This is a genomic window from Nonomuraea sp. 3N208 (assembly GCF_052245935.1).
Classification (GTDB): domain Bacteria; phylum Actinomycetota; class Actinomycetes; order Streptosporangiales; family Streptosporangiaceae; genus Nonomuraea.
In genome coordinates this window covers 88779-112462 of sequence record NZ_JBQQBR010000002.1, presented here as the reverse complement: position 1 = coordinate 112462, position 23684 = coordinate 88779, and the positions used below count along the sequence as shown (strand labels likewise).

The 23684-nt window shown below is 71.7% G+C and carries 26 protein-coding genes; 10 read left to right on the top strand and 16 right to left on the bottom strand.

Annotation, left to right across the window (positions count from 1 at the left end; translation table 11 throughout):
• The first annotated feature begins 3 nt into the window (after nt 1–3).
• A complete protein-coding gene (locus tag ACTWPT_RS02905) occupies nt 4–597 on the top strand; it encodes a TetR/AcrR family transcriptional regulator (RefSeq protein ID WP_443175640.1) in 594 nt (197 codons plus the stop codon).
• Nucleotides 598–637: 40 nt separating this feature from the next.
• On the opposite strand, the gene ACTWPT_RS02900 is transcribed toward ACTWPT_RS02905, so the two are convergent.
• The 4 genes from ACTWPT_RS02900 to ACTWPT_RS02885 all read right to left on the bottom strand — a co-directional run bounded on the left by ACTWPT_RS02900 (nt 638) and on the right by ACTWPT_RS02885 (nt 3672).
• Entirely contained in the window at nt 638–1660 is a 1023-nt protein-coding gene (locus ACTWPT_RS02900; RefSeq protein ID WP_443175639.1) for an alkaline phosphatase PhoX, read from the bottom strand.
• 169 nt (nt 1661–1829) lie between these two features.
• Nucleotides 1830–2441, bottom strand: coding sequence for a methyltransferase domain-containing protein (locus ACTWPT_RS02895; RefSeq protein ID WP_443175638.1), 612 nt, complete (start codon nt 2439–2441; stop codon nt 1830–1832).
• Nucleotides 2438–3079, bottom strand: coding sequence for a TIGR04282 family arsenosugar biosynthesis glycosyltransferase (locus ACTWPT_RS02890; protein WP_443175637.1), 642 nt, complete (start codon nt 3077–3079; stop codon nt 2438–2440). Before ACTWPT_RS02890 ends, ACTWPT_RS02895 begins: the two co-directional genes overlap by 4 nt.
• 125 nt (nt 3080–3204) lie before the next feature.
• A complete protein-coding gene (locus tag ACTWPT_RS02885; protein WP_443175636.1) occupies nt 3205–3672 on the bottom strand; it encodes a Dps family protein in 468 nt (155 codons plus the stop codon).
• A 120-nt stretch (nt 3673–3792) separates the two neighbouring features.
• Here ACTWPT_RS02885 and ACTWPT_RS02880 point away from each other — a divergent pair, with 120 nt between their 5' ends.
• Nucleotides 3793–4683, top strand: a complete 891-nt coding sequence (locus tag ACTWPT_RS02880; RefSeq protein WP_443175635.1) for a helix-turn-helix domain-containing protein — start codon at nt 3793–3795, stop codon at nt 4681–4683.
• The gene (locus tag ACTWPT_RS02875; RefSeq protein ID WP_443175634.1) at nt 4680–7139 is read left to right on the top strand and encodes a VIT domain-containing protein; all 2460 of its coding nucleotides are present in this window, start codon (nt 4680–4682) and stop codon (nt 7137–7139) included. The genes ACTWPT_RS02880 and ACTWPT_RS02875 overlap by 4 nt, the downstream gene beginning before the upstream one ends.
• Nucleotides 7140–7264: 125 nt before the next feature.
• Here the strand turns inward: ACTWPT_RS02875 and ACTWPT_RS02870 are convergent, their stop codons facing one another.
• A complete protein-coding gene (locus tag ACTWPT_RS02870; RefSeq protein ID WP_443175633.1) occupies nt 7265–7528 on the bottom strand; it encodes a YciI family protein in 264 nt (87 codons plus the stop codon).
• A 74-nt stretch (nt 7529–7602) separates the two neighbouring features.
• On the opposite strand from ACTWPT_RS02870, the gene ACTWPT_RS02865 reads away from it, so the two are divergent.
• The 3 genes from ACTWPT_RS02865 (at nt 7603) to mmuM (ending at nt 10016) form a co-directional block, all read left to right on the top strand.
• Nucleotides 7603–8256: a Crp/Fnr family transcriptional regulator gene (locus ACTWPT_RS02865; protein WP_443175632.1), complete on the top strand. Its 654-nt coding sequence runs from the start codon at nt 7603–7605 to the stop codon at nt 8254–8256.
• A 63-nt stretch (nt 8257–8319) separates the two neighbouring features.
• The gene (gene otsB / locus ACTWPT_RS02860; protein ID WP_443175631.1) at nt 8320–9153 is read left to right on the top strand and encodes a trehalose-phosphatase; all 834 of its coding nucleotides are present in this window, start codon (nt 8320–8322) and stop codon (nt 9151–9153) included.
• Complete coding sequence (gene mmuM, locus ACTWPT_RS02855; RefSeq protein ID WP_443175630.1) at nt 9150–10016, top strand: homocysteine S-methyltransferase; 867 nt, start codon at nt 9150–9152, stop codon at nt 10014–10016. Before otsB ends, mmuM begins: the two co-directional genes overlap by 4 nt.
• A gap of 66 nt (nt 10017–10082) precedes the next feature.
• On the opposite strand, the gene ACTWPT_RS02850 is transcribed toward mmuM, so the two are convergent.
• Nucleotides 10083–10511, bottom strand: coding sequence for a DoxX family protein (locus ACTWPT_RS02850; protein ID WP_443175629.1), 429 nt, complete (start codon nt 10509–10511; stop codon nt 10083–10085).
• 98 nt (nt 10512–10609) lie between these two features.
• Here ACTWPT_RS02850 and ACTWPT_RS02845 point away from each other — a divergent pair, with 98 nt between their 5' ends.
• Nucleotides 10610–11077: a MarR family winged helix-turn-helix transcriptional regulator gene (locus tag ACTWPT_RS02845; RefSeq protein ID WP_443175628.1), complete on the top strand. Its 468-nt coding sequence runs from the start codon at nt 10610–10612 to the stop codon at nt 11075–11077.
• On the opposite strand, the gene ACTWPT_RS02840 is transcribed toward ACTWPT_RS02845, so the two are convergent.
• Nucleotides 11074–11781, bottom strand: a complete 708-nt coding sequence (locus ACTWPT_RS02840) for a lysophospholipid acyltransferase family protein (RefSeq protein ID WP_443175627.1) — start codon at nt 11779–11781, stop codon at nt 11074–11076. The two genes, ACTWPT_RS02845 and ACTWPT_RS02840, sit on opposite strands and share 4 nt — an antisense overlap.
• Before the next feature lie 175 nt (nt 11782–11956).
• Between ACTWPT_RS02840 and ACTWPT_RS02835 the strand changes: the two genes are divergently transcribed.
• Both ACTWPT_RS02835 and ACTWPT_RS02830 read left to right on the top strand, forming a co-directional pair.
• Nucleotides 11957–12715 (top strand): alpha/beta hydrolase, encoded by a 759-nt coding sequence (locus ACTWPT_RS02835; protein ID WP_443175626.1) that lies wholly within the window; start codon nt 11957–11959, stop codon nt 12713–12715.
• Nucleotides 12716–12761: 46 nt separating this feature from the next.
• A complete protein-coding gene (locus tag ACTWPT_RS02830) occupies nt 12762–13217 on the top strand; it encodes a hypothetical protein (RefSeq protein WP_443175625.1) in 456 nt (151 codons plus the stop codon).
• Between the two features lie 72 nt (nt 13218–13289).
• Here the strand turns inward: ACTWPT_RS02830 and ACTWPT_RS02825 are convergent, their stop codons facing one another.
• Genes ACTWPT_RS02825 through ACTWPT_RS02795 form a run of 7 tightly spaced genes read right to left on the bottom strand, consistent with a single transcriptional unit; the run spans nt 13290 to nt 18936 of the window.
• Nucleotides 13290–14402, bottom strand: a complete 1113-nt coding sequence (locus ACTWPT_RS02825) for a hypothetical protein (RefSeq protein WP_443175624.1) — start codon at nt 14400–14402, stop codon at nt 13290–13292.
• Nucleotides 14403–14440: 38 nt separating this feature from the next.
• The gene (locus ACTWPT_RS02820; RefSeq protein ID WP_443175623.1) at nt 14441–15136 is read right to left on the bottom strand and encodes an endonuclease/exonuclease/phosphatase family protein; all 696 of its coding nucleotides are present in this window, start codon (nt 15134–15136) and stop codon (nt 14441–14443) included.
• 6 nt (nt 15137–15142) lie between these two features.
• Nucleotides 15143–16075, bottom strand: coding sequence for an ROK family glucokinase (locus ACTWPT_RS02815; RefSeq protein WP_443175622.1), 933 nt, complete (start codon nt 16073–16075; stop codon nt 15143–15145).
• 14 nt (nt 16076–16089) lie between these two features.
• Nucleotides 16090–16488, bottom strand: a complete 399-nt coding sequence (locus tag ACTWPT_RS02810) for a DUF5304 family protein (protein ID WP_443175621.1) — start codon at nt 16486–16488, stop codon at nt 16090–16092.
• 30 nt (nt 16489–16518) lie between these two features.
• A complete protein-coding gene (locus tag ACTWPT_RS02805) occupies nt 16519–17670 on the bottom strand; it encodes an ArsA family ATPase (RefSeq protein ID WP_443175620.1) in 1152 nt (383 codons plus the stop codon).
• A gap of 1 nt (nt 17671) precedes the next feature.
• Nucleotides 17672–18109 carry an SRPBCC family protein gene (locus ACTWPT_RS02800; RefSeq protein ID WP_443175619.1) on the bottom strand — a complete coding sequence of 146 codons (438 nt, stop codon included), beginning with the start codon at nt 18107–18109 and terminating at the stop codon, nt 17672–17674.
• Nucleotides 18110–18168: 59 nt separating this feature from the next.
• Nucleotides 18169–18936, bottom strand: coding sequence for a metallophosphoesterase family protein (locus tag ACTWPT_RS02795; RefSeq protein WP_443175618.1), 768 nt, complete (start codon nt 18934–18936; stop codon nt 18169–18171).
• 128 nt (nt 18937–19064) lie between these two features.
• On the opposite strand from ACTWPT_RS02795, the gene ACTWPT_RS02790 reads away from it, so the two are divergent.
• Nucleotides 19065–20813, top strand: coding sequence for an AMP-dependent synthetase/ligase (locus tag ACTWPT_RS02790; protein ID WP_443175617.1), 1749 nt, complete (start codon nt 19065–19067; stop codon nt 20811–20813).
• On the opposite strand, the gene ACTWPT_RS02785 is transcribed toward ACTWPT_RS02790, so the two are convergent.
• A complete protein-coding gene (locus ACTWPT_RS02785) occupies nt 20810–22690 on the bottom strand; it encodes an ABC transporter ATP-binding protein (protein ID WP_443175616.1) in 1881 nt (626 codons plus the stop codon). The two genes, ACTWPT_RS02790 and ACTWPT_RS02785, sit on opposite strands and share 4 nt — an antisense overlap.
• Before the next feature lie 64 nt (nt 22691–22754).
• On the bottom strand, nt 22755–23552 hold the full coding sequence (locus tag ACTWPT_RS02780; protein ID WP_443175615.1) for a DeoR/GlpR family DNA-binding transcription regulator: 798 nt from the start codon (nt 23550–23552) through the stop codon (nt 22755–22757).
• Nucleotides 23553–23684: the final 132 nt, after the last annotated feature.

Below are 23684 nucleotides of genomic sequence, written 5' to 3'. Positions count from 1 at the left end.
CGCATGACTGAACGCACGGTCCGCCGGCAGGAGCGCGGCCTGAAGCGCATGGAGGAGATCCTCGACGCCGCCGAACTGGTGATCGCCGAGGTCGGTTACCCGGACCTGACGACGAACCAGGTCGCCGCGCGGGCGGGGATGTCGCCGGGGTCGCTGTATCAGTTCTTCCGCAACAAGGAGGAGATCCTGGACGGGCTGGTGTCCCGCTACACCGACGACCGCCAGGAGTTCTGGGCCGCCAGGCTGGCCGAGGTCACGCCCGAGGTCCCGCTGGAGGTTCTGGTCGGGCAGCTCGTGGACGAGAGCGTGCGGTTCAAGAGCCGCTCACCGGCGTACTGGTCGCTGCTGTACGGCTCCGCCACCGGCGACCGGTTCGCCACGGCCTCGCAGCGCCTGCACGAGGACATCTCCCGGCAGCTGGCGGCCATGCTGCGCCGCCTCAGGCCCGAGCTCGCCGAGGAGCGGGCGCGGCTCATGGGCACGATGATGTTGTCCCTGGTGAAGGCGGTGATGCCGATGATCACCACGGCGACGCCCGAGTGGAGCGCCGAGCTGGTGGACGAGCTCAAGCTCGTGCTCGTCCGCTATTTGAGCTAACCGCCAGAGGGCCCGTCACCTCGAACGTGCGGCCCCCGAGCTAGGCGCGGAAAGGGCCCGTCACTTCGAACGTGTGCCCCTCCGCGCGGCCGCGCCTGGCCGAGAAGTAGAGCCGGTCGCCGCGCGGCGAGAACGCCAGCCCGGTCAGGTCGGCCCCCTCATGCCCGTCCAGCCGGAGGAACGGCGTGACGGCGCGGTCCGGCGCGATGACGTCGATCTGCGTCGTCTCCCTGGCGACGTAGAGGTCGCCGGACGGCGCGGCGGTGATGGCGCGCACGCCGTCGCACAGCCGGTCGAGCGTGGAGGTCTGCGCGTCGTAGGCCCACAGGCCCGTCTCACCCTTGGTGGTGAAGTAGCAGACCCCGCCCGCGTAGTGGCAGGCCTCGCCGCCGTCGAAGTGGCGGGCGTCCTCGACCTGGTGGCGGGTCTCCTGGAGCAGCGCCGCCGGCGACGGCACCACTCGCCAGCGGCCGGAGGAGCACAGCACCTCCAGCGTGCCCTCGGTCAGGTCGCCCCAGTCGCCCGGCCTGAACCGATAGAAGCAGCCGTCTGGCTCGTCCTCGGTCATGTAGACCACGCCGCGCTCGGGGTCGCAGGCCGCGGCCTCGTGTTTGAAGCGGCCCATGGCCAGCCGCGGGCGTGCGGCGCGGGCGCCGTAAGGATCGCACTCGAAGACGCGGCCGCGGTGGCCGAGCTCGCACGACAACCAGGTGTGCCACGGCGTGGCACCGCCCGCGCAGTTGAGGTCGGTGCCCGACAGGATGCGGTAGGCGTCGCCGACGCTGCCGTCGGCGCGGAACCGCAGCGCGGAGGCGCCGCCGAGCAGGGGCAGCTCGGAGTTGGAGACATAGATCCAGCCGTCGCCGTCGGGGAAGCAGGCGCCGCCGTCGGGCGCCGCGTGCCAGGTGAGGCCGGCGACCTTGTGACCTGAGCGGGCCACGACCCGGCCGGTGAACCCCGAGGGCAGCGCGAGACCTCCGGCGCCCGGCAGGCCGAGCGGCCCGTACGGGCTGGCGCCGCCCGGCAAGAGCGGGCCCGTGCGGAGGAGAGTCTTGTGGGACATCGTGGGGCCTCCCTCTAGGTGCCACGCTAGTCGACCGCACCGACATGAATGGGAGGGACTCGCGACATCAAACTCTGCGCAAACCCCGTGGGCCCGTCCCGCGATCATCAGGTGGCGGTGACGTTGCGTAACGCGCCGGCGGAGGTACTCAAACCAGCCTCCCTCCGCATCAACGGAGGTACGCGAACCAGCGTCCGGCCTCTTCATGACGCTCGGTGACCGTGAAACCGCTCGCGCGGGCCAGCGCGGGCACGTCGGAGACCGAGACGCCGGCCCAGCGGAACCAAGGGCCGGTGACAGCACCATGGCGCAGACGCACACGTTCGACCGTGCTCGGCGTGTGCGGCGGGGCGGCCTCCGCGATCACCTCGCCGCCCGGGCGGACGAGCTCGCGCATTCTGCGTAGCAGTGCCGCGGGGTCGCCGCCGATGCCGATGTTGCCGTCCGCCAGCAACGCCGTCGCCCACCGGCCGGCGCCCGGCACCCGTCCGAAGACGTCACGGCACAGGGCCAGGCCGCCTGCCCGCCGAGTCAGCCGTACGGCGTGCGGGGTGACGTCGATGCCGAGCGCGGCCACGCCCCGCCTGCCCAGCTCGACCGTCAGCCGCCCCGGGCCGGAGCCGACGTCCAGGGTTGGGGCGGCGCAGCGCGACAGCATGGCCTCATCCCCGTCGATGGGCTCCAGCCAGCGCATGGCGTCGAGGGGCCGGCGGCGGCCGTCCGCGTCCTCGATGTCGATCTGGGCTCCGTCCAGCGACTCCTCGTAGAGCCGTCCGATCACCTGGCGGCTCCGGCCGCGAGGCGGGTAATGGTGGCGGCGAAGCGGGTATGCGGCGCCCGCTCGGCCACCTCACGGGCGTCGGCGGCGTCGTCCACGTCGGTGAGCAGCGGCATCGTCGCCACGGACCGGCCGCGCAGCCGGCGGAGCTGGGCGGCGCCCGTGTCGGGCCTGGACATGGGAACGCCGAGCAGCAGGGCAGGATCGGGCCGGCGCAGGCCCAGCAGCCAGAATCCGCCGTCGACGGCCGGGCCGAACACCGCGTCGTGGTCCTGGAGCGCGGTCGCGGCCCGGGTCAGCAGGGCGGCGGTGATCTGCGGGGTGTCCATGCCGACGAGCAGGACGGGAAGGGGTCGGCGGGCGTAGACGTCCGCGAAGGCCCAGGCCAGGCGCTCGTCCAGGCCGGCGCCGCGCTGCGCGATCACCTCGAATCCGGTCGGGGCCACACCCGGCACAGGATCGTCGGTCGCCAGCACCCGGGCGACCGCGGGAGTGGCCGCGACGGCGTCCAGGGTGTCGCGTAGCGCGTCCGCCGCCAGCTCGGCCGCCTCCTCCGGGGTGTACGGCGGCGTCAGCCGGGTCTTCACGTGGCCCGGGCGGGGCCGCTTCGCGAGCACGACGATCTGCGTGCGGTTGTCCATATCCCGGCACGCTAGATCATCAAGAGATGATCAGCTCTTACGTGCCGCTTACGGCATACGAGAGCCCGGGGCCGCCATCGCGGCTCCCGGGCCTCCCCGGCGCTCCGGCATCCCCGGCGCTCCGGTCAGCTCATGGCCTGGAACATCCAGTGCTGCTTGTCGATGTCCTGCGCCACGGAGATGAGCAGGTCCTGGCTGACCGGGTCGGGCTGGTCGGTGGCCCGGACGCGCTCGTGCATGCGCCTGCTGATGCCGTCCAGGACGTCGATGATCGTCGCGAGGACCTTGCCGTCCTCCACCCAGCCGCTCTCCAGCTGCGCGAGCTTGGTCGACTTGGCGATCGTGGCGGCGCGGCCGTCCGGGTTGGCCCCGAGTGCGACCGCGCGCTCGGCGATGGTGTCCATGTGCGTCCGCGCCAGGTCCGTGACCCTGTCGAGCTGGAGGTGGATGGAGCGGAAGTGGGAGCCGATGAGGTTCCAGTGTGCCTGCTTGGCGACCAGTGACAGATCGATGAGATCGACCAGGGCACCCTGTAGGGCCTCCGCCACCTTCTTCTTGGCCTCCCCCGAGAGCGGACCAGTGATCGTGGCCATAACGCAATTCCTCCCCGTTCGGTGAGCTTTGTCCGCTTATTTCCGTACAACCTTGCCCGTGCCCAATCCTCCGAGTCGCTAACGTTGACAGTGTAATAGTGACAGTGTCATTGTGGAGGTATGAGCGACACCTGGACGATCGGCGAGCTGGCCGAGCTCGCGGCCCGTGCGCTGCGTGCCGGCGGCACGCAGGCCAACGGCCGGGTACGCGACGTGCCCGGAGAGCGGCTGATCAGGTGGTATACGACCATCGGTCTGGTCGACCCGCCCCTGACCCGGCGCGGCAGGATCGCCCGTTACGGGCGGAGGCACCTGCTGCAGTTGGTGTCCATCAAGCGCATGCAGGCGGCGGGCCACTCGATCGCGGAGATCCAGACGGCTTTGGCGGGGGCCACGGATCGGATGCTGGAGGACGCGGCGGGCATCAAGGGGCCGGTGACGGGTGCTGTGGTGCTGGAGGAAGCGGCGACCCTGGCGGGGCTCGCGGACACGCCTCCCCCACCGGACGGTCGCGGCGGCCTCGATGGCGCCGGGCGGGGGCTCGCGGACCTGCGGACCGGCGGTGGCGCACGACGCGGCGACGAGGCGGTGCGGGACCGGTTCTGGACTGAGCGGCCCGGCATGGAGAGTGCGCATCGCGCCGCCGGCATCTCCGGCGACGCCGCCGCGACCGATCATCGGGCGGGTGCGGATACCGCGACTCCGGGCAGCGGCACAGGCCCGGCCATGCCGGATGGCCGTGCGGGCCTCGCCACGCCGGGCAGCAGGACAGACGTCACGCCGGACGGCAGGACAGACGCCGCGACGTCCGGTGGGACAGATGCGGCCAGGACGCGGAACGCACCGGTAGGAGGCGGGACTGCTGCGGCGCTGGTCGTCGGAGTCAGGTTGGGTGACGGAGTGCGGCTCGTGCTGGACGTCGGGCGTACCCCGTCAGAAGAGGACGTACAGGCGGTGCTGGCGGCGGCGGGACCGCTGCTCGCGGTGCTCGAAGAGAGGGAGCTGCTATGAAGATCACTTCGCTGGAGCCCGCACGGTGCCTGCCGGTGCCGGACGCCGGGTTCGGCGCGCTGCTGACCGAGCGCGGCAACCTGCCGCTGGAGAGCGTGGACGTCACCGCGGACATCTCGGGCCTCATCGCCGGGGTCGAGGTCACGCAGGGGTTCAGAAACCCGTTCGACGTCACGCTGGAGGCCACGTACGTCTTCCCGCTGCCCGACCGGGCGGCCGTGACCGGGTTCCGGATGGAGGCCGACGACCGGGTGGTCGAGGGCGTGCTGAAGGAGCGCGGCCAGGCCAGGGCGGACTACGACCGGGCGCTGCGGGAGGGCAAGCGGGCCGCGATCGCCGAGGAGGACCGGCCGGACGTGTTCACGATCCGGGTGGGCAACATCCTGCCCGGCGAGCATGTTTCAGTCCGGCTGACGATGAGCCAGCCGCTGCCGTACGAGGACGGGGCGGCCACGTTCCGCTTCCCTCTGGTGGTGGCGCCGCGTTACATCCCGGGCACCCCCATCGACGGCCCGCCCGCGGGTGACGGCGTCGTGCCCGACACCGACGCCGTCCCGGACGCGTCCAGGATCAGCCCGCCCGTACTGCTGCCCGGCTTCCCCAACCCGGTGCGCCTGTCGCTCGCCGCGACCGTGGACGCCGCCGGGCTGGAGCTGCGTGAGCTGGCCTCCAGCCTGCACGTGGTCGAGGAGGAGGGCGGCACAGTGCGGCTGCGTCCTGGCGAGCGGCTTGACCGGGACTTCATCCTGCGGATGTCGTTCGACGCGTCCACGTCGCTGCAGCTCGACGGCCCGGCCGAGCAAGGGGGGACTTTCGCGCTCACCGTCGTGCCGCCGCCGCTGCAGTCCACCCGCACGCCGCGGGACCTGGTGCTGCTGCTCGACCGCTCGGGCAGCATGGGCGGCTGGAAGATGGTGGCCGCGCGCCGGGCCGCCGCCCGCATCGTCGACACGCTGACGCCGCAGGACCGGTTCGCGGTGCTGACGTTCGACTCAGTGGTGGAGCGGGCGTTCGAGGGGCTCGTGGAGGCGTCGGACCGCAATCGGTACCGCGCCGTGGAGCACCTCGCCCGGGTCGACGCCCGCGGGGGCACCGAGCTGCTCGAGCCGCTGCGCCAGGCCGTCGCCCTGCTGGGCGCCCCGGCTGAGCGGGAGCGGGTCGTGGTGCTGGTCACGGACGGCCAGGTGGGCAACGAGGACCAGATCCTGGAGCAGGCGGGCGGCGCGCTGTCGGCCATGCGCGTGCACACGGTCGGCATCGACCGGGCCGTGAACGCCGGCTTCCTCGGCCGGCTCGCCGGGCTCGGCGCGGGCCGGTGCGAGCTGGTGGAGTCGGAGGACCGGCTCGACGCGGCCATGGACCACATCCACCGCAGGATCGGCGCTCCCCTCGTGACCGGCCTCTCGCTCAAGGGACTGGAGGTCGAGCCCGGTACGGTCACACATCTCGGGTCGATCTTCCCGGGCGTCCCGCTGCGCGTGTACGGGCGCTACCGCGAAGGCTCCTCGGTGACCGTCCGCGGGACGGCCGCCGGCGGACCGTGGGAGGAGCAGGTCGCGGGTGTCACGGTGGACAATCCGGCCATCCGCGCCGTGTGGGCCCGCGCGCACCTGCGAGAGCTCGAGGACCGGTACGCCATGGGCGAGCACGACCTGGAGTCGCGCATCGTCCGTACGTCGCTCGAGCACGGCGTGCTCTGCCGCTTCACCGCGTACGTGGCGATCGACACCAGGCAGGTCGCCGACGGCGGACCCGAGCACCGCGTCATCCAGCCGGTCGAGCCTCCGAGCGGCTGGGAGGCGCCGCAGGCCGCGCCGATGATGGGCGGCGGCTTCACGGCGCACGCCGCGATGATGGCCATGCCCTCAGCCGCCCCGAGGATGCGCCAGGCGCAGCCCGGGTTCGGCGCGGCCGAGATGGAGCAAGGGCTCGTGGCCGGTGACGACCAGGGGTTCGTGGCCGGTGGCGTGCCGAGGCCCGGTCCCCGGCCCGGTTCCGCGGGGCGGCGTTGGGCCGGCGGGCCACGTCCCGCCGGCCGGCTGGAGTCGGTCCGGCCGCAACTGGTGGCCGAGCTGGATCGGCTCAAGGCGCTGCCCGCGCCCGATCTGCTGTACCTGGCCGATCTGGGGTCGCGGTTGTCGGCGCTCGCGGAGTACTTGGGCGGCGACGAGCAGCTGGCGGGGCTGGCCCGCGAGCTGGAGGCGGCCGAGCGGCCGGGCGCGGACGCCCAGGCCCTGCACGAGCGCGCCGTCCACGTCCTCACGGTCCTGATCCGCGGCCGCTCCGCACCGCCGCCGCGGCCGGGGCCGGGGCCGGGGCCGGGGCCGGACCGCGGGCCCTTCGGCAGCAGCTCCTCCGGTGGCGACCCTCACGGGGGCGCGCAACCCGGCGGCGGCCGTTCCGATGGCGGGCACCCTGGTGGTGGCCGCCGGGGCCCCTTCTGGAAGCGCCCCTGACCGGTCCGGAGCCGCGCTGGACCGGCGCCGGAGCCGCGCTGGACCGGCGCCGGAAGCATCCCTGATCGGCCCGCTCCCGCCCGCCCCCGCTCAGCCGCTGAGCGGGGGCGGCGCGGCGCGGGCGATTACATGATGGCGGTCCACTCCTTCACGAGGACGATCTCGTAGGCGTCCGCCTCCGTGTACGGGTCCCGGGCCAGGATGGCCCGCAGCTCCGCCTCGTCCGCCACCTCATAGACGTGCAGCGCCCCGCTGTCGTCCGCCCACGGCCCGGCGCTCACCAGCCGCCCCTCCTGCTTGAGCCGCCGCAGGTGCTCACGGTGCGCGGGGCGGGCCGTGAGCCGTCGCGGGTCGCCGTCGAAGGCCAATTGCACCACGTATCTCGCCATACCCCCGAACGCTAGGGGGTGACGGGTCACACGCTCAGCATCGCGGGGCACCGGCAGGGTGTATACGGGGATACATGACGTACACGCTGGCCGACCTGCCGATGCTCGGCGGGCTCGGCGAGGAGCGGCTGCGGGCGCTGGCGGCCCTGGCCCGGCGCAGGCGCTATCCGGCCGGGCAGGTGCTGTGCACCGAGGGGGACCCGGCCGATCAGCTGATCGTGCTGCTCGGCGGCCGGGTGAAGGCGGGCCGGGTGAGCGCGGACGGCAAGGAGGTGGTGCTGGCCGTGGAGGCGGCGCCGGTGGCCTTCGACAAGACGGCCCTCCTGGTGGACGGCCCCCATCGGGCGACGCGGACGGCCATGACGGCGGTGGAGGTGGCCTATCTGCCCCGTTCGGCGGTGCTCGAGCTCGTCGCCACCGAGCCGTCCGTCGCGGCGCGGCTGCTGCGCACGCTGGCCGCCACCGTACGCGACCTCGACGACCGGCTCACCGACGCGACGGTGCGTGACGTACCGGCGCGTGTGGCCACCTGGTTGGTACGCCGGTGCGCGGACGGCCGGGTGCCGCTCCACGCCGGCCAGGCAGGGCTGGGCGCCGAGATCGGCGCGACGCGGGTGAGCGTCAACCGCGCCCTGCGCTCGTTCGAACGCCGCGGGATGATCGAGATCGGCCCCGGCGAGGTGATCGTGCTAGACCGTCCGGCCCTGGCCCGCGTGGCCGCCGTCTGAACCGCCGCCGAATATCGGACGAGCGTCTATCCGAGCCGGTCAGGCTGTTCTATCGTCACGACCATGGCGACCCCTCGCGCCCCGCTCCGCTTTGTCGAAGCAGTGTCGGCCACCGTTTCCGAGAGCCGGAAATCGGGTTTCTTCTTCGACTTCGACGGCACAATCGCCCCGATCATGCGAGATCCCGGCGCCGTGCTCCCCGTCCGGGGGGCGGTGGAGCGCTTGCAGGCGCTGACGAGCCTGGTCGGCAGGGTCGCCGTGGTCTCGGCCCGCCCGGCCGCGTGGCTGCGCGAGCGGTTCTCGCACGCACCGCAGGTGGCCCTGTTCGGCCTGTACGGCATGCAGACCGTCGTCGACGGCCGGGTGCGCACCGACGCCGAGGCCGAGCCGTGGGCCCCGGTCATGCGCCGGGTGGCCGCGGACGCCGCCCACGACCTGCCGGGCGAGGTCCTGATCGAGGACAAGGCGCTGCTGGTGTCGCTGCACTACCGCGCGGCCCCGGCGCTGCGCGGCGCGGTGGAGCGGTGGGCCTCGGGCAAGGCGGCGGAGCTCGGCCTGCGCGAGCAGCACGGCCGCATGGTGGTGGAGCTGCGGCCGCCGGTGGAGTGCGACAAGGGCACGGTCATCGCCCAGGAGGCGGAGACGCTGAGCCGCGCCTGGTACTTCGGCGACGACATCTCCGACGGCCGCGCGTTCGACGCGTTGCGCTGCAGGGAGGAGCGGGATCCCGGGTTCATGGGCGTCCGGGTCGCGGTGGCCAACGGGGAGACGGGCGACGAGCTGGCGCGCCGGGCCGACTTCACGGTGGACTCCCCCGAAGACACGCCGGTCCTGCTCGACCAGGTGATCAGCGCCTTTCCCAGCCATACTCCGGAGGCTCATACCCTGGATGGGTGACCACACTTGTGCTGGACGGGGGCCTGTCCACCCACCTCGAACGGCTCGGCGCCGACCTCAGCGACGACCTATGGTCGGCGCGGCTGCTGCTGGAGCGGCCGGAGTTGATCCGGCAGGCGCACGCCGACTACTTCACGGCGGGGGCCGACGTGGCCATCACCGCGAGCTACCAGGCCACGATCCCGGGCTTCATGCGGCGCGGCCTGGGGGCGGCTCAGTCGGAGGCGCTGATCAGGCTGTCGGTGGTACTGGCCGGGCAGGCACGCGACCAGGCCGGCCGCGGGCTGGTGGCGGCCTCGGTCGGCCCGTACGGCGCCTTCCTGGCCAACGGCGCTGAATACACCGGCGACTACGACCTCGACGAGGACGGTCTCTACGCCTGGCACCTGCCGCGCTGGGAGATCCTGGCCACGGCCGGCGCCGACCTGCTGGCCTGCGAGACCATTCCGTCCTACCCGGAGGCGCGGGCCCTGGCCAGGCTGCTGCAGCGCACATCGGGGGTCAAGGCGTGGGTGAGCTTCTCCTGCCGGGACGGCGAGCGGCTCAACGACGGCACGCCGATCCGCGAGGCGGCCGCGCTGTTCAGCGGCAATCCGCAGGTGGTGGCCGTCGGCGCGAACTGCACGGCGCCCCGCCACATCCCCGGGCTGATCGCGTGCCTGTCCGGCGGGCTGCCTGTCGTGGTCTACCCGAACTCGGGCGAGACCTGGGACGCCGGGCATCGGCGCTGGCTGGGCCTGGCCGATCCGGTGGAGTTCGGGCAGGCCGCCAAGGAGTGGCACCTGGCGGGCGCGTCGCTGATCGGCGGCTGCTGCCGGACCACTCCCGAGCACATCGCGCAGATCCGCGCCCATCTGTCGTAGGACGCAGCTCCGACCCCGCGCACGCCTGGCTTCAGGAGCGGGTGCGCGGGGTCCTCGGGAGCGGGGTCAGGCGGATACCGCCTCGGTGGTGCGGCTCCGGCCGAGCACGCGGTCGAGCGCCAGCGCGCCGCCGCCGGTGAAGCCGATGGCCAGGCTCGCCGCGGCCAGGGCCAGCACGAACTCGTAGCCGCCTTCGGCCGCGCCGAAGCCGTTGGCGGCGTGGACGAAGACGATCGCGCCGATCATGTCGAGGGCCAGCAGCGTGCCGACGATCGGCAGCGCGGCGCCGAGGATCAACGCCAGGCCGCCGGCCACCTCCAGCACCGCGACGGCCGGAGCGGCCACGCCGGCCAACGGGATGCCGACGGACTCGAAGAACTTGGTGGTGCCCGCGATGCCCATGGTCGCGAACTTCTGGTAGCCGTGCACGAGGAAGATCACCCCGATGGCGATTCTCGCGAGCAGCAGGACGATGGGACGGGCTTGGTCGGCCATGCGACCTCCTTATGAGAGCGATGAGATTCGTTCAGTTTTGAACGAGAGCACTCTAGCAGGGAAAGTTAAAATCTGAACAAACACGGTAGACTGTGCCGGTGACGGAACCACGATGGCTCGACTCAACGGAGATGGCCGCCTGGCGCGCCTTCCTGTCGACCTCCCACCTGCTCGACAGGCGCATCGAAGAGCAGCTCAAGGCCGCGGCAGGACTGACGCATCCACAGTTCGAGATCCTGGTGCGGCTCGCCGAGGCCCCCGGCCGCCAGGAGCGGATGACCGAGCTGGCCAAGGGTGTCGTGGTGTCGAAGAGCGCGCTGACGTACCAGATCACTCAGTTGGAGAAGGCGGGCCTGGTGGAGCGTGCCACCTGCCCGTCGGACGAGCGCGGCGTGCTGGCGGCGATCACCGAGGCGGGCCTGCGGTGCCTGGAGCGGGTGGCGCCGGGGCACCTGGAGGTCGTGCGGAAATACCTGATCGACCGGCTCAGCCGGGAGGAGTTGCACACGATGACGGCGGCCATGCGGAAAACGGAGGAGGCATTGCGCTCCTCGGACGGCCGTTAGTCCCTGGCGGCGGCGGCGCGGGCTGCGCGCTCCATCTCGACGCGGGCGCTGGCGGCGTATTTGTCGACGTATTCCTGCTCGGACAGCTCCATCAGCGCGTACATGATCTCGTCGGTCACTGCGCGCAGCACCAGGCGGTCCTCCTCCATCCCGTAGTAACGGGAGAAGTCGAGCGGCTTGCCGAACCTGACGCCCGGCCTGATCCCGAGCTTGGGGAACACCCGCCCCGGCGGCATCATCTCGTACGTGTTGATCATCGCCCAGGGGATGACCGGGGCCCGCGACTCCAGGGCCAGCCGGGCCACGCCGGTCTTGCCCTTGTAGAGCCGGCCGTCGGGAGAGCGGGTGCCCTCCGGGTAGATGCCCAGGACGTTACCCTCGCGCAGAATACGCAAGCCGGTGCGGAGCGCCGCCTCGCTGGCCTTGCCCCCGGAGCGGTCGATCGGCACGGTGCCGACGCCGCTGAAGAACAGCCGGGTGAAGAAGCCCTTCACACCGCGGCCGGTGAAGTAGTCGGACTTGCCCAGCGAGATGACCTTGCGGCGCAGCTGAAGCGGGCCGAAGAAATGATCGGCGAACGACAGGTGGTTGCCGGCCAGGATCGCCGGCCCCTCCCTCGGCACGTTTTCCGAGCCCTCCGTCCACGGCCTGAACACAAGGTGGAGGATCGGCCCCAAGATGGCCTTGACCACCCAGTAGAACACCGCGGCACCTCTTCTCCAGCACGTCATCGGCAGGCAGAGTCATCTTCCCACCTCGACGGCCATGCTCCTACACCAGCTCTCGCACAATCACCCCCGAACGTGCGACGATCGGGCCGTTCCCGGATGAACGTCCCGGTCTTGAACCCCCGGAATGAAATCGCATGGAGGAGCTGTTATGCCGCTCATGCCAGGCGCGGAGCCCTACAACCATGACGCAGGCGAGGTCGGCGTGCTGCTCTGCCATGGGTTCACGGGCACCCCGCAATCGTTACGGCCATGGGGCGAGTTCCTGGCCGGGCACGGGGTGAGCGTTTCGCTGCCCCGCCAGCCGGGGCACGGCACCAGATGGCAGGAGATGAACCGCACGCGCTGGGAGGACTGGTACGCCGAGGTGGAGAAGGCGTTCGCGGACCTGCAAGGCCGCTGTGCGAACGTGTTCGTGGCGGGGTTGTCGCTCGGCGGTTGCCTGGCGCTGCGGCTGGCCGAGGTGCACGGCCCGGCTATCAGCGGCGTGGTGCTGGTCAACCCGTCGATCGCCAACGACGTGCCGCTGCTGAAGCTGGCGCCGCTGCTGAAGTGGTTCGTGCCGTCCGTGCCGGGCGTCGCCAACGACGTCAAGAAGGCCGGCGTGACCGAGCTGGCCTACTCCCGAACTCCGGTGAAGGCGGCCGCGTCGCTGCCCGGGCTGTGGTCGCTGGTGCAGGCCGACCTGGCGAAGGTGACGCAGCCGCTGCTGGTCTTCCACAGCGTGGACGACCATGTGGTGAAGCCAACGAGTGTGGCGATCATTCGCCAAAAGGTCCCGCAGGCCACGATCGAGGAGCTTACCGATAGCTACCATGTTGCGACGCTCGACAATGATGCCCACAGGATCTTTGCCGGCAGCCTCGACTTCATCCGGACACATGCCTCGGTACCCTTGCAGAGGGACTGATCGCACCCAGGGGGAAGTCGCGATCGCTGCGGAGAGGCCCATCTAGGTGACGCCCCAGAGTGACGAGGACGAGGTCTGGCGGCAGATCGTCGCGTCCTTCAACGACACAGCCGAGCGCGACTCGGCCGAACAGCCATGGCCGGACAGCGAAAACGTCCCCGCCGAGCCCACCCGGCGGGTGGTCAAGCCCTCGGAGGAGCTCGAGGAGGATCTCGACGAGCCCGAGGACAAGCAGGACGACGACGAGGACGAAGAGGGGCACTTCGTGCCGCCGCCGCCCCCGCCGTTGCCCAAGCTCGACCTGCCGGCCAAGCTGGCGTGGGTGGCGCTGTTCGGCGGCCCCGCCTACCTCCTGGTCGCGGCGGTGGCGCACTGGCAGATGGAGGGGTGGGCGCTGTTCACGGCGGTGGCGGCGTTCATCGGCGGGTTCGTGGCCCTGGTGGTGCGCATGGGCGACGGCCCGCCCAACGACTCCGGCTGGGACGACGGCGCGGTCCTTTAGGACCCGGCGGCCCGGGCGGGGCCACGGGTCCCTCACCACACCCCGGCCCGGCCCGAGCGGGCCTGCCGGCCTCTAGGACTTGCTCTCCATCGTCTTGGGTGCGAACGACTCCACGACGTCGGTGTAGCGGTCACGGGCGTCGACCGCGTGCCCGACCGCCCACACCGTGCTCTTACCCGCGAGATAGGCCACGGCCTGCAGGCGCACGGTGCTCCTGCCCTGCTCGGCCCCGCCGCGGATGATCTCGCACGCGCCCTTCTCGCAGCGCATCATGAACGGCTCGGACGCCCGCGCCGGGTCGTAGCCGGCCATCCAGTAGCGGCCCTTGCCATCGCCTGTCACGCCGTAGAGGCGGGCGTCGGACTCGGGCAGCGCCAACTGCTTCCACCGCTTGCCGTTCCACGTGAGCGCGAGCGGGGAGATATCGCCCGGGCCCCGGTAGACGCCGCCGACGGCCACCACCCGCTTGGCGCTGTCGGCCTGGACGTCGCGCAGGTAGCCGCCGGGGATCGAGGGCAGCGGCATCGACTTCCACGAGCCGCCCGAGTAGTGCACGACCAGCGGCTCGGTGCCGGTGTCGCCGACGGCGAACCCGCCCGCCACCGCGTACAGGGCGCCTTCTTCCTTGGTCGCGTGGACGCTCCAGCTGTTGCCCTGACCGGTGAGAATGAGCCCCTGCTTGTCGCGGCTGCCGACCGCCACCACCTTGCCCTGCTTGGCGTCGACGCCGGCGAGCCAGTCGCCGGCCCGCAGCCCCTGTGGCCTGACCCGGTCGAACCCGGCCACGTCGCCGTGGGCGAGGTACGGTAGGCCGTCGTGCCCGTCGCCGACCGCCCACACGTCGGACGACCCGGCGGCGGCCAGGCTCCGCAGGTTGCCCGCGGAGGTGGCGTCGCGGATGGCCACCTCGGTCCATCGGACGCCGTTCCAGTGACGGATGGTCCCGCGGTTCTTCCACACATCCCAGATCTCCTGCTGCCCGACCGCCCAGACGTCGCTGGAGGAGAGCGCCAGCACATCGGAGAGCGAGCCGTCGGTCTGCAGGCGCACGCTGGTCGACTGCTGCCAGGCCTCGATGGTGGCGGGGCGGCGGGGATCGGCATGCGCGGCGGGCGTGACCTGAGGCAAGGCCACGGACGTCGCCAAGATCAAGGAGAGCGCACGCCGCCGAGAGCGACGGGTCATGGTGCAAATGCTACGGGCTGACCGGCCCCCGTTGCCGTTTAGTGCCCAAGTCGCAACTCCGAGATAACGGGAAGATGGTCACTCGCCCCGGTGAGATCGGCGATCTCGGCGTCCACTCCCCCGCATGACACGACACGCGCCTCGCGCGCGGCGAACACCCCGTCGATGCGTACGGCGGGCCGCGCCGCCGGGAACGTCAGCCCATCGCCCTTGGGCGCCACCGCGTAGCAATCGGCCAGCCGCCCGGCCAGATACCGCCAGGCCGGCTGGTGCGGCTGCTCGTTGACATCGCCGCCGAGCACGATCGCCGCGCCGAACGGGGCGGCCGCCCGCTCCATCAGCGCCACCGCCTCGGCCGCGTGGTGCACCCTGGCCGGGTCGTTGAGGTCCAGGTGGAGCGAGCCGACGGCCAGCCGCGCCCCCTCGGCCTCGACCACGGCCACGGCCAGCCCGCGCTGCTCCAGCCCGAGGAAGACCCGCAGCGCGTGGCTCTCGGCCCGCAGCACCCGGACGCGGCGGCCGATCAGCACAGCCACACCGCCGAGCCTGCCGGGGGTGGCCACGCGCAGCCCCGCCGCGGCGGCCAGCGCCCGGCGCCTGGCCCGCCAGCGGTAGAACCTGGGCGCCTCCTGCACGCACAGCACGTCGGCGCGCATGGCGGCGATGACCCTGGTCAGCGCGGGCGCGCTGTCGCGCAGCCCGTGCACGTTGTAGGTGCCGACCCTGATCGCCACGCGGTTCTAGCGCAGCCTGGCCAGGTCGGCGGCCCCCACCACCCCGGCCGAGGCGCCAAGCTCGGCCAGCCTGATCTCGGCGAGCGGCCGGTGCCCGTGTCCGGTGAGCCGCTCGGCGTAGGTCTCGCGGGCCCGGTCGATGAACAGGTCGGCGGCCCTGGACACGCCACCGCCGACGATGAAGCAGCCGGGGTCGAGCACGGCCGCCAGGTCGGCCATGCCCTGGCCGAGCCAGTCGGCGAAGGCTGCGAACGCGGCCAGCGAGACCTCGTCGCCCAGTCGCGCGGCCTCGGTGACTTCCTCGCCCTCGATCTTGCCGCCGGCCAGCCCGAGCAGGATCTTCGCCTGCTCCGGTCGGGCCGCGGCCAGCTCCCTGGCCTCCTTGACGAGGCCCTGGCCGCTGGCGTACTGCTCCCAGCAGCCCACGTTGCCGCAGCCGCACGGCCGCCCGCCGGGCTGGACCTGCATGTGGCCGAACTCGGCGCCCGCTCCCCAGCGGCCGCGGTAGAGCGCGCCGTCGAAGACGAGACCGCCGCCGATGCCGGTGCCGAGCGTGATGCAGACCACGTGGGACTGGCCGCGCCCGGCGCCGAACCTGGTCTCGCCCCAGGCCATGGCGTTGGCGTCGTTCTCGATCACGACCGGCAGGCCGACCAGGCCGCTGATCTTCTTCTGCAGCGGCTCATCGCGCCAGGCGAGGTTGGGCGCGAAGCGCACCATCGACCGGGTCTCGTCGACGAACCCGGCCGCGCCCACTCCGACGGCCTCGATCTCCCGGTCCGCGGAAAGCTCGCGAACGACGTCGGCCACCGTCTCGGCCACCACGTCAGGGCGGTCGGCGGCGGTGGGCCGCAGCGTATGGGCGACGATCTTCCCTTGGTCGTCGACCACACCCGCGGCGACCTTGGTCCCGCCGATGTCGACACCGATCGTGAGCATGCCCGTCTTTCTCCCTATCCGAGATCTATGTGTTCCACGTCATCGCGACGATCACGATTGTCGCGCTCCCGCTGCTGTGTGCCGGGGGCGGGCTTGCTCAGCGCGTCCATCGCCCCGCGGAACGCGGCGAACAACTCCCCGCCCGCGGCCATGAGGTGCCCGGTCACGTCGGAGCCCGACTCGCGCCGTGCCGCGATCGCCCGGCAGAGCGGGCAGGCGCGGCAGATGTACTCGTCGTGGGGTTCGGACACCGCTTCCTCCCACACGTCCCGTTCCCTGCGTCCGCCGCCGGTGAACGAGTTGAGCACCGTCTTGCCGACCTGGCGCGTGGCGCGTCCCTGGATCGACTCGAACAGCTTGCGCGCCTCGTCCGCGACGGTCCCGATCGGATCTCTGTCGTTGCTCTCCGTCATCTGGCCCTCCCTGCGTACCGGGTCCCCGCGTTATGAGGTCCCCGAGATGAACCGTACTCGGAGCACGCCGTCGCGGAGCGCGGCTGCGCTGATCTTCCTGCGGGCCAGCGCCGCGGGCAGCGCCAGGATCCTCCGGTACGGCCCCGCGGTGATGATCAGCTCGTCGCCCTTGCGGGCGAGGTCCACGTCGCCGCGGTCCGCGCCGGGCAGGGCGAGGGTCAGCTCGTCGGCGCTCATCCGCAGCGGCGGGTCGATGGCGGGGGCGGCGAACGGGTCGTGCTCGCCGTAGAGCTCGGCGCCCACCGCGGCCAGCGCGTCCTTGCCGACGGGCTCGGCGGGCAGGTAGGGGACGACGTGGATGGGCAGCGGCGCGAACGACTGCTCCGCCTCGGCCAGCAGTCGCGACTGCGCCGCCACCCACTGGGCGCGCCACGCGTCGGCGCCTTCCGCGGGGAAGACGCGGTTGGCGATCACGGCGTCGACGCGGTAGCCGTACAGGTTGAGCGAGGTGAGGGTGCGCCTGGCCTCGGCCAGCACCACCGACTCGGGGGTGAGCACGAGCCGCACGGAGGCCTGGTCGCCGGTGAGCAGCTCGCGCACCTCCATGAGGCCGCGGTGGAAACGCTCGGCGGCGTTCATGACATCCTCGCCGGGCGCGCTGACGTGCGCGACGCTGCGCACGAACGGCGAGACCAGCCGCACGATCTTGCGGCCGACCGGCATGAGCCTGCTGACGTGCCAGTCGAGCGCCTCGGGCAGGGCCAGCAGGCGCAGCGTCTCGGCGGTGGGCGCGCAGTCGACGACGATGAGGTCCCAGCGGCCCTCGCGGGCGTGCTCGCGCAGCTCCAGCAGGGCGATGACCTCCTCGGCGCCCGGCAGCACCGTGATCTCCTCGGAGGTGATCTCGTCCAGGCCCAGCTCGCCCAGCACGCCCCGGGCGTAGTCCTGCAGCTCTCCCCAGTGACGCTCCAGCGTCTTCTGTGTGTCGACCTGCTGCAGGTGCAGGCCCGGCGCGACCTCGCCAGGCTCGACGGCGAGCGCGTCGGCCAGCGAGTGTGCCGTGTCGGTGGAGACGATGAGCGTCTTGAGGCCGCGACGGGCGGCGAGCGTGGCGGTCGCGGCGGCGGCCGTGGTCTTGCCGACGCCGCCCTTGCCGGTGAAGAGCAGGACCCGCGGGTTCACCTCAGCGACCTTCTACGCGCTTCTTGAGTCCCTTGAGCGCGGTGTCCACGATCACCTTCTCCGCCTTGCGCTTGATCATGCCGATCATGGGCACGCTCAAGTCGACCGTCAGCTCATACGTCACGTCTGTGCCACTGCCCTTGTCGGCGAGCCGGTAACTGCCTCTGAGATCGGAGACCATCTTCCCCGGCTCCACGACCTGCCAGCTGACGCTCTCGTCGTCCTGCCAGGTGTAGCCGAGGGTATAGGTGTCGCTGATCATCCCGGCGTCGAGGACGAATCGCACCGTTTGCGGCCTGCCGTCGCCGCCGGTGCTGAGGACCTCCGCATTCTTGATCGACCCGGCCCATTCCGGGTAGGACGGGAAGTCCGCGATGACCGCCATGACATCGGCGCGACCGGCGTCGATGGTGGTGCTGGAAGTGGTGCGATCAGCCATGCCACCACGGTAGTGCACTATCCGCTCCTTGCGGTGGAGCGTCGTACGCGCCCTGCTGGTCACCATTCGAGGACGAAAGGGACGCCCTTTCCCCGGAAGTGGCCGACGTTCCGGCATTCGGTGCGTCCGACGCGGATCCGGTCGTGGAGGGGGTTGTGCACGTGGCCGAACAGGGCGTAGCGGGGCTGGGTGCGCCTGATCGCCTCCAGCGTGGCCTCGCTGCCGCGCTCGAACCTCCTGGCCACCACGTCGTAGAGCAGTTCGGGCACGGCGGGCGGGATGTGGCAGCACAGCACGTCCACCTCGCCGAGTGCCTCGACCTTGGCGGCGTATTCCTCGTCGCTGATCTCGTACGGGGTGCGGTAGGGGGTCTTGAGCCCGCCGCCCACGAAGCCGAACCGCAGCCCGCCGATCTCCGCCACCTGCCCGTCGAGCACATGGTGGCCGGGCCGCGCGTACTCCGGCCACAGGCGCGGGATGTCCACGTTGCCGTAGGTGAGGTAGGCGGGCGCCGGCATGGCCGCGAAGAGGGCCGCGTACTGGGCGCGGACGTTGCGCTCGATGTGCTCGCGCGGGTCGCCGTCGAGTGTGGCCCACAGCGCCGCCGACATGGCCCTGGCCTCGTCGAACCGCTTGGCCGTGCGCAGCGCGACGTACTCGGCGGCCTTCTGCGCGCCGAACAGGGCGGGGAAGATGCCCTGCGCGTGGTCGTCGTAGTCGATGAAGAGGATCAGATCGCCCAGGCAGATCAGCGCGTCCGCGCCGTCACCCGCCCTGGCCAGCGCGTCGGCTCTGCCGTGGACGTCGCTCACCACATGGACCCTCATGGGGGGAAATCCTACGAGCGGCGACTGCTAGCGTGATGATTGCCCTTCATAACGCCTCAATGACGAAGCTACCGACACGTAACTTAACGCGGTAGCGTCACGGCGTCACCCGAAGAGGAGTTGAATTCGTGCGCGAGTACAGCGTCCCGGTCCTGGTCGACGTGCCCGCCTCGGCGAGCCTGGCCGACACCGTCTTCCGACGGGCCGAGCAGGAGCCCGGCGCCGTCATCATGCGCCGCAAGACCGACGCGGGGTGGCCGGTGGTCACCGCGTCGGAGTTCCGCGACCAGGTGGTCGCGGTGGCCAAAGGGCTGATCACGGCGGGCATCGAGCATGGCGACAGGGTCGCGCTGATGTCGCGCACCCGCTACGAGTGGACCCTTGTCGACTACGCGATCTGGTCCATCGGTGCGGTCACCGTGCCGATCTACGAGACGTCGTCGGCCGAGCAGGTCGCCTGGATCCTGTCCGACAGCGAGGCCAAGGCGGTGTTCGTCGAGCTGGACGGGCACGAGGAGACGGTGCGCGCGGCGGCGCCCGGACTGAAGTCCGTGTGGCGCGTCGACGGCACGCTGGGGACCGGCGACGTCGCCGACGCCGAGGTGGACGAGCGGCGCGCCCGGGTGACCGGAGCCGACCTGGCCACGATCGTCTACACCTCCGGCACCACAGGCCGGCCCAAGGGCTGCCGCATCACCCACGACAACCTGCTGTTCACGGCGCTCAACGTGCTGCGGGGGCCGCTGGAGCCGCTGTTCGCCCGCAAGGACCCATCGGCGCTGCTGTTCCTCCCGCTGGCGCACATCTTCGCGCGGATGATTCAGGTGGTGCTCATGGAGGCGGGCGCGATCATCGCGCACACGCCGAACATGAAGAACGTCGCCCCGGACCTGCAGGACTTCCAGCCGACTTTCCTGCTGGGCGTGCCGCGGGTGTTCGAGAAGGTCTACAACGGCGCCGAGCAGAAGGCCATCGCGGGCGGCAAGGGCAAGATCTTCGCCCGCGCCGTGGACGTGGCGGTGGCCTGGAGCCGCGCGGAGAGCTCGGGCGGCGCGCCGCTGGGGCTGCGGCTGCAGCGGGCGGTGTTCGACAAGCTGGTCTACTCCAAGCTGCGGGCCGCCACCGGCGGGCGCCTGTCGGCCGCCGTGTCCGGCGGTGGCGCCCTGGGCGAGCGGCTCGGCCACTTCTTCAAGGGCGTCGGCATCGAGGTCTTCGAGGGATACGGCCTGACCGAGACCTCCGCGCCGTGCTCGGTCAACATGCCGGGCGCCAACAAGATCGGCACGGTGGGCAAGCCGCTGCCCGGCGTCACCCTGCGCATCGCCGACGACGGCGAGATCCTGGCCAAGGGCAGGCACGTCTTCCCCGGCTACTGGAAGAACGACGAGGCCACGGCCGAGGTGATCGACGCCGACGGCTGGTTCCACACCGGCGACGTGGGCGAGCTGGACGCCGACGGCTACCTGCGGATCACCGGGCGCAAGAAGGAGATCCTGGTGACCGCGGCCGGCAAGAACGTCGCGCCGGGGCCGCTGGAGGACGCGCTGCGCGCCCATCCGCTGATCTCCCAGGCAATGATCATCGGCGACGGCCGCCCGTTCGTGGCCGCCCTCGTCACCCTGGATCCCGAGGCCGTGCCCGCCGGATCGTCCGTGTCCGAGCTGCGGGCGGACCCGAAGGTGCAGGCGGAGATCCAGACGGCGGTGGACCGGGCGAACCTGTCGGTGTCGAAGGCCGAGCAGATCAAGAAGTTCCTAATCCTGGACCGGGACATCACCGAGGACAGCGGGCACCTGACGCCGACGCTGAAGGTCAAGCGCGGCCTCGTCATGCGCGACTTCGCCAAGGAGATCGACGAGCTGTACAGCAGCCGTTAGGGCAGGTCGGGACGCCTCGGGAGGGGCAGCGCCCCGGGGAAGCCGTCCGGGAGAGCGCCGGGACCTGGCACGGCCTCGTCCTGGTAGCCGCTGGCCTGGATCCGGAACAACCGCGCATATAGCCCGTCCGCGGCCATCAGCTCGTCGTGGCGGCCCTGCTCGGCGATCTCCCCGTCCGCCAGCACCGCGATCAGGTCCGCCTCGCGCACCGCGTTGAGCCGGTGCGATATCAGCAGGCTCGTCCGGTCGGCCCGGTAGCGGCGCATGCGCAGGTGCACGTCGTGCTCCGCCTCCGGGTCCAGTCCCGAGCTGGGCTCGTCGAGGATCATGAAGTCGGCGTGGTCCCGCAGGAAGGCCCTGGCCAGCGCCACCCGCTGCCACTGGCCGCCGGACAGCGTGACACCGGTGGACGGCTGCTTGCCGCGCTTGAGGGTGAAGACGAACATTCTGGTCAGCGCGGTGTCGTAGCCGTCGGGCAGCGCGCTGATCGCGTCGTCCACGCCGGCCCGGATGGCCGCCGCCTTGATGCGGTCGAGGTCGTCGAGCGCCCTCAGGTCGCCGACGGCGATGTTGTCGCGGGCGCTGAAGTCGTACGTCATGTGGTCCTGGAACACCGCGCCGAGCCGGGCGCGCAGCTCGGCGGGGTCCAGGTCGCGCAGGTCCACGCCGTCCCAGTGGATAGAGCCGCGGGTCGGGTCGTACAGGCGGCACAGCAGCTTGGCGAGGGTGCTCTTGCCGGCGCCGTTGAGCCCGACGACGGCGACGGCCTTGCCGTACGGGAGGGTGAGCGTGACGCCGCGCAGGATCCAGGGCAGGTCGTCGGCGTAGCGGAACCACACGTCACGCAGCTCGATGCCCTGCCTCAGCGGCGGGGTGGGCCGCGGGTCGGCGGCGACGGGCAGGTCGGGCTCGATGTGCACGATGTCGGCGTAGTGGCCGAACAGCAGCAACTGGTGGTGCGTGGAGGCGATGCCGCTCACCAGCGCCGACAGCCCGCCCTGCAGCCCGGCCACAGCGGCGATGAACATCGACACGTCGCCGACGGTCAGCGTCCCGGTCCTGGCGGCGAGCACCGCCCAGACCAGGCCGCCCCCGGCGATCAGGGCGCCCAGCAGCTCCAGGCCGCCCTCGACGAGCAGGTCCCTGCGCTCCAGGGCACGGTGGGCCTGGTCGGCGGTGCGGCGCTCGGCCAGCATGCGGGCGCGCATGAACGCGCCGAGCCCGAACAGCCGCACCTCCTTGGCCGCCTCGACGCTGCCGAGCAGGTGGGAGTAGAAGAACTCGCGGCGCTGCACGGGTGCGAGCTCCAGCATCAGCTTGGCCCGCCTCCTGGCCAGCGCGATCTGCGCGATCAGCGCCGGGACGCCGGCGACCAGCACGACGACGGCCATCACCGGGGAGAGGATCACGACCGAGCCGATGAACCCGCCGATCGTCAGGACGGTGCTGGCCAGCCCGAAGGCGCTGCCGACGAAGACGGGCGCCATCGTGCCGCCCTGCGAGGCCAGCCGGAGCCGGTCCAGGAACGCGGGCGTCTCGAACGGGCCGAGGCCGATGATGCGCTCCATGGCGACGTACAGCCGGTCGAGCGCGTACGTCGAGACGCGCCTGCCCATCTCCGCCCCGATGTACGCGCTGAGCTGCGGTAACGCGGCGATGGACACGCCGACGGCCACCAGTGGCACGAGGAGCACGGCCAGCTCGGCGACGGTGGCGCCGCGGACCAGCTCGTCCAGCACCAGCTTGGTCAGCCAGGCGACCGAGACCGGCAGTGCCGCCTGGACGAGGGTGACGATCCCGTGGCACACCGCCCGGATGGGGCCGGCGTGCCAGACTAATCCCGCAGCCTCCGCGACGCTGCGGCGCGTGGAGCTCATGACCGCCAGGCTAATCGCGGACGTCGCCCCCGCGTCAGGGCCGGCGATCGTAAGCTCGCCGGCGCTACGCCGGCCGCGGCCCGGCCGGGTCGGCGATGACGAGCTCGCCGACCTGCTCGGCCAGCGCCTCCCTGGCCGGCCGGGGCAGCCCGGAGTCGGAGACGAGCATGTCGGCCTCGCCGAGCTTGGCGATGGTGCTGATGCCGACCGTGCCCCACTTGGTGTGGTCGGCGAGCACGACCAGCCGCCCGGCGGCCTCCACGAGCGCGCGGTCGGTCTCCGCCTCCATCATGTTCGGGGTGGTGAAGCCGGCCCGGACGGTCATGCCGTGCACTCCGAGGAACAGCAGGTCCACGTTGAGCTGCCGGATCGCCGTCACCGCGACCGGTCCGACCAGGGCGTCGGAGGGGGTGCGCACGCCGCCGGTGAGCACGACCGTCTGGTCGGTACGTCCCGAGCGCTGGAAGACGTCGGCGACGCGCACCGAGTTCGTCACGACGGTCAGGGCCGGCACGGCGGCCAGGCGGTGCGCGAGCGCCCACGTAGTGGTGCCCGCCGACAGCGCCACCGCGGTGCCCGCGTCCACCAGGGCGGCGGCCTGGCGGGCGATGGCCCGCTTCTCCTCCTCCTGGCGTACGGACTTGACGGCGAAGCCGGGCTCGTCGGTGGACCCGATGCCGGATCCGACAACGGTGGCGCCGCCGTGCACCTTGGCCAGCAGGCCGCGCTCGGCCAGCATTTCCAGGTCGCGGCGGATGGTGATGTCGGAGACGCCGAACGCCCGCACCAGCTCGATCACCCGGACGCCGCCGTTCTGCCTGACGAGCTCCAGAATCGCCTGCTGCCGCTGCGGGGCGAGCATCGCATCACCAGATCCCAACAGATTCCGACACCATCCCGCACGCATGATGACACGATCGCGACGCTGCGACTGTGGCCGATTCGTCATGAAACCGTGCGTTGACAGTCCGAAATGTTGGCCTTTCGATGAATG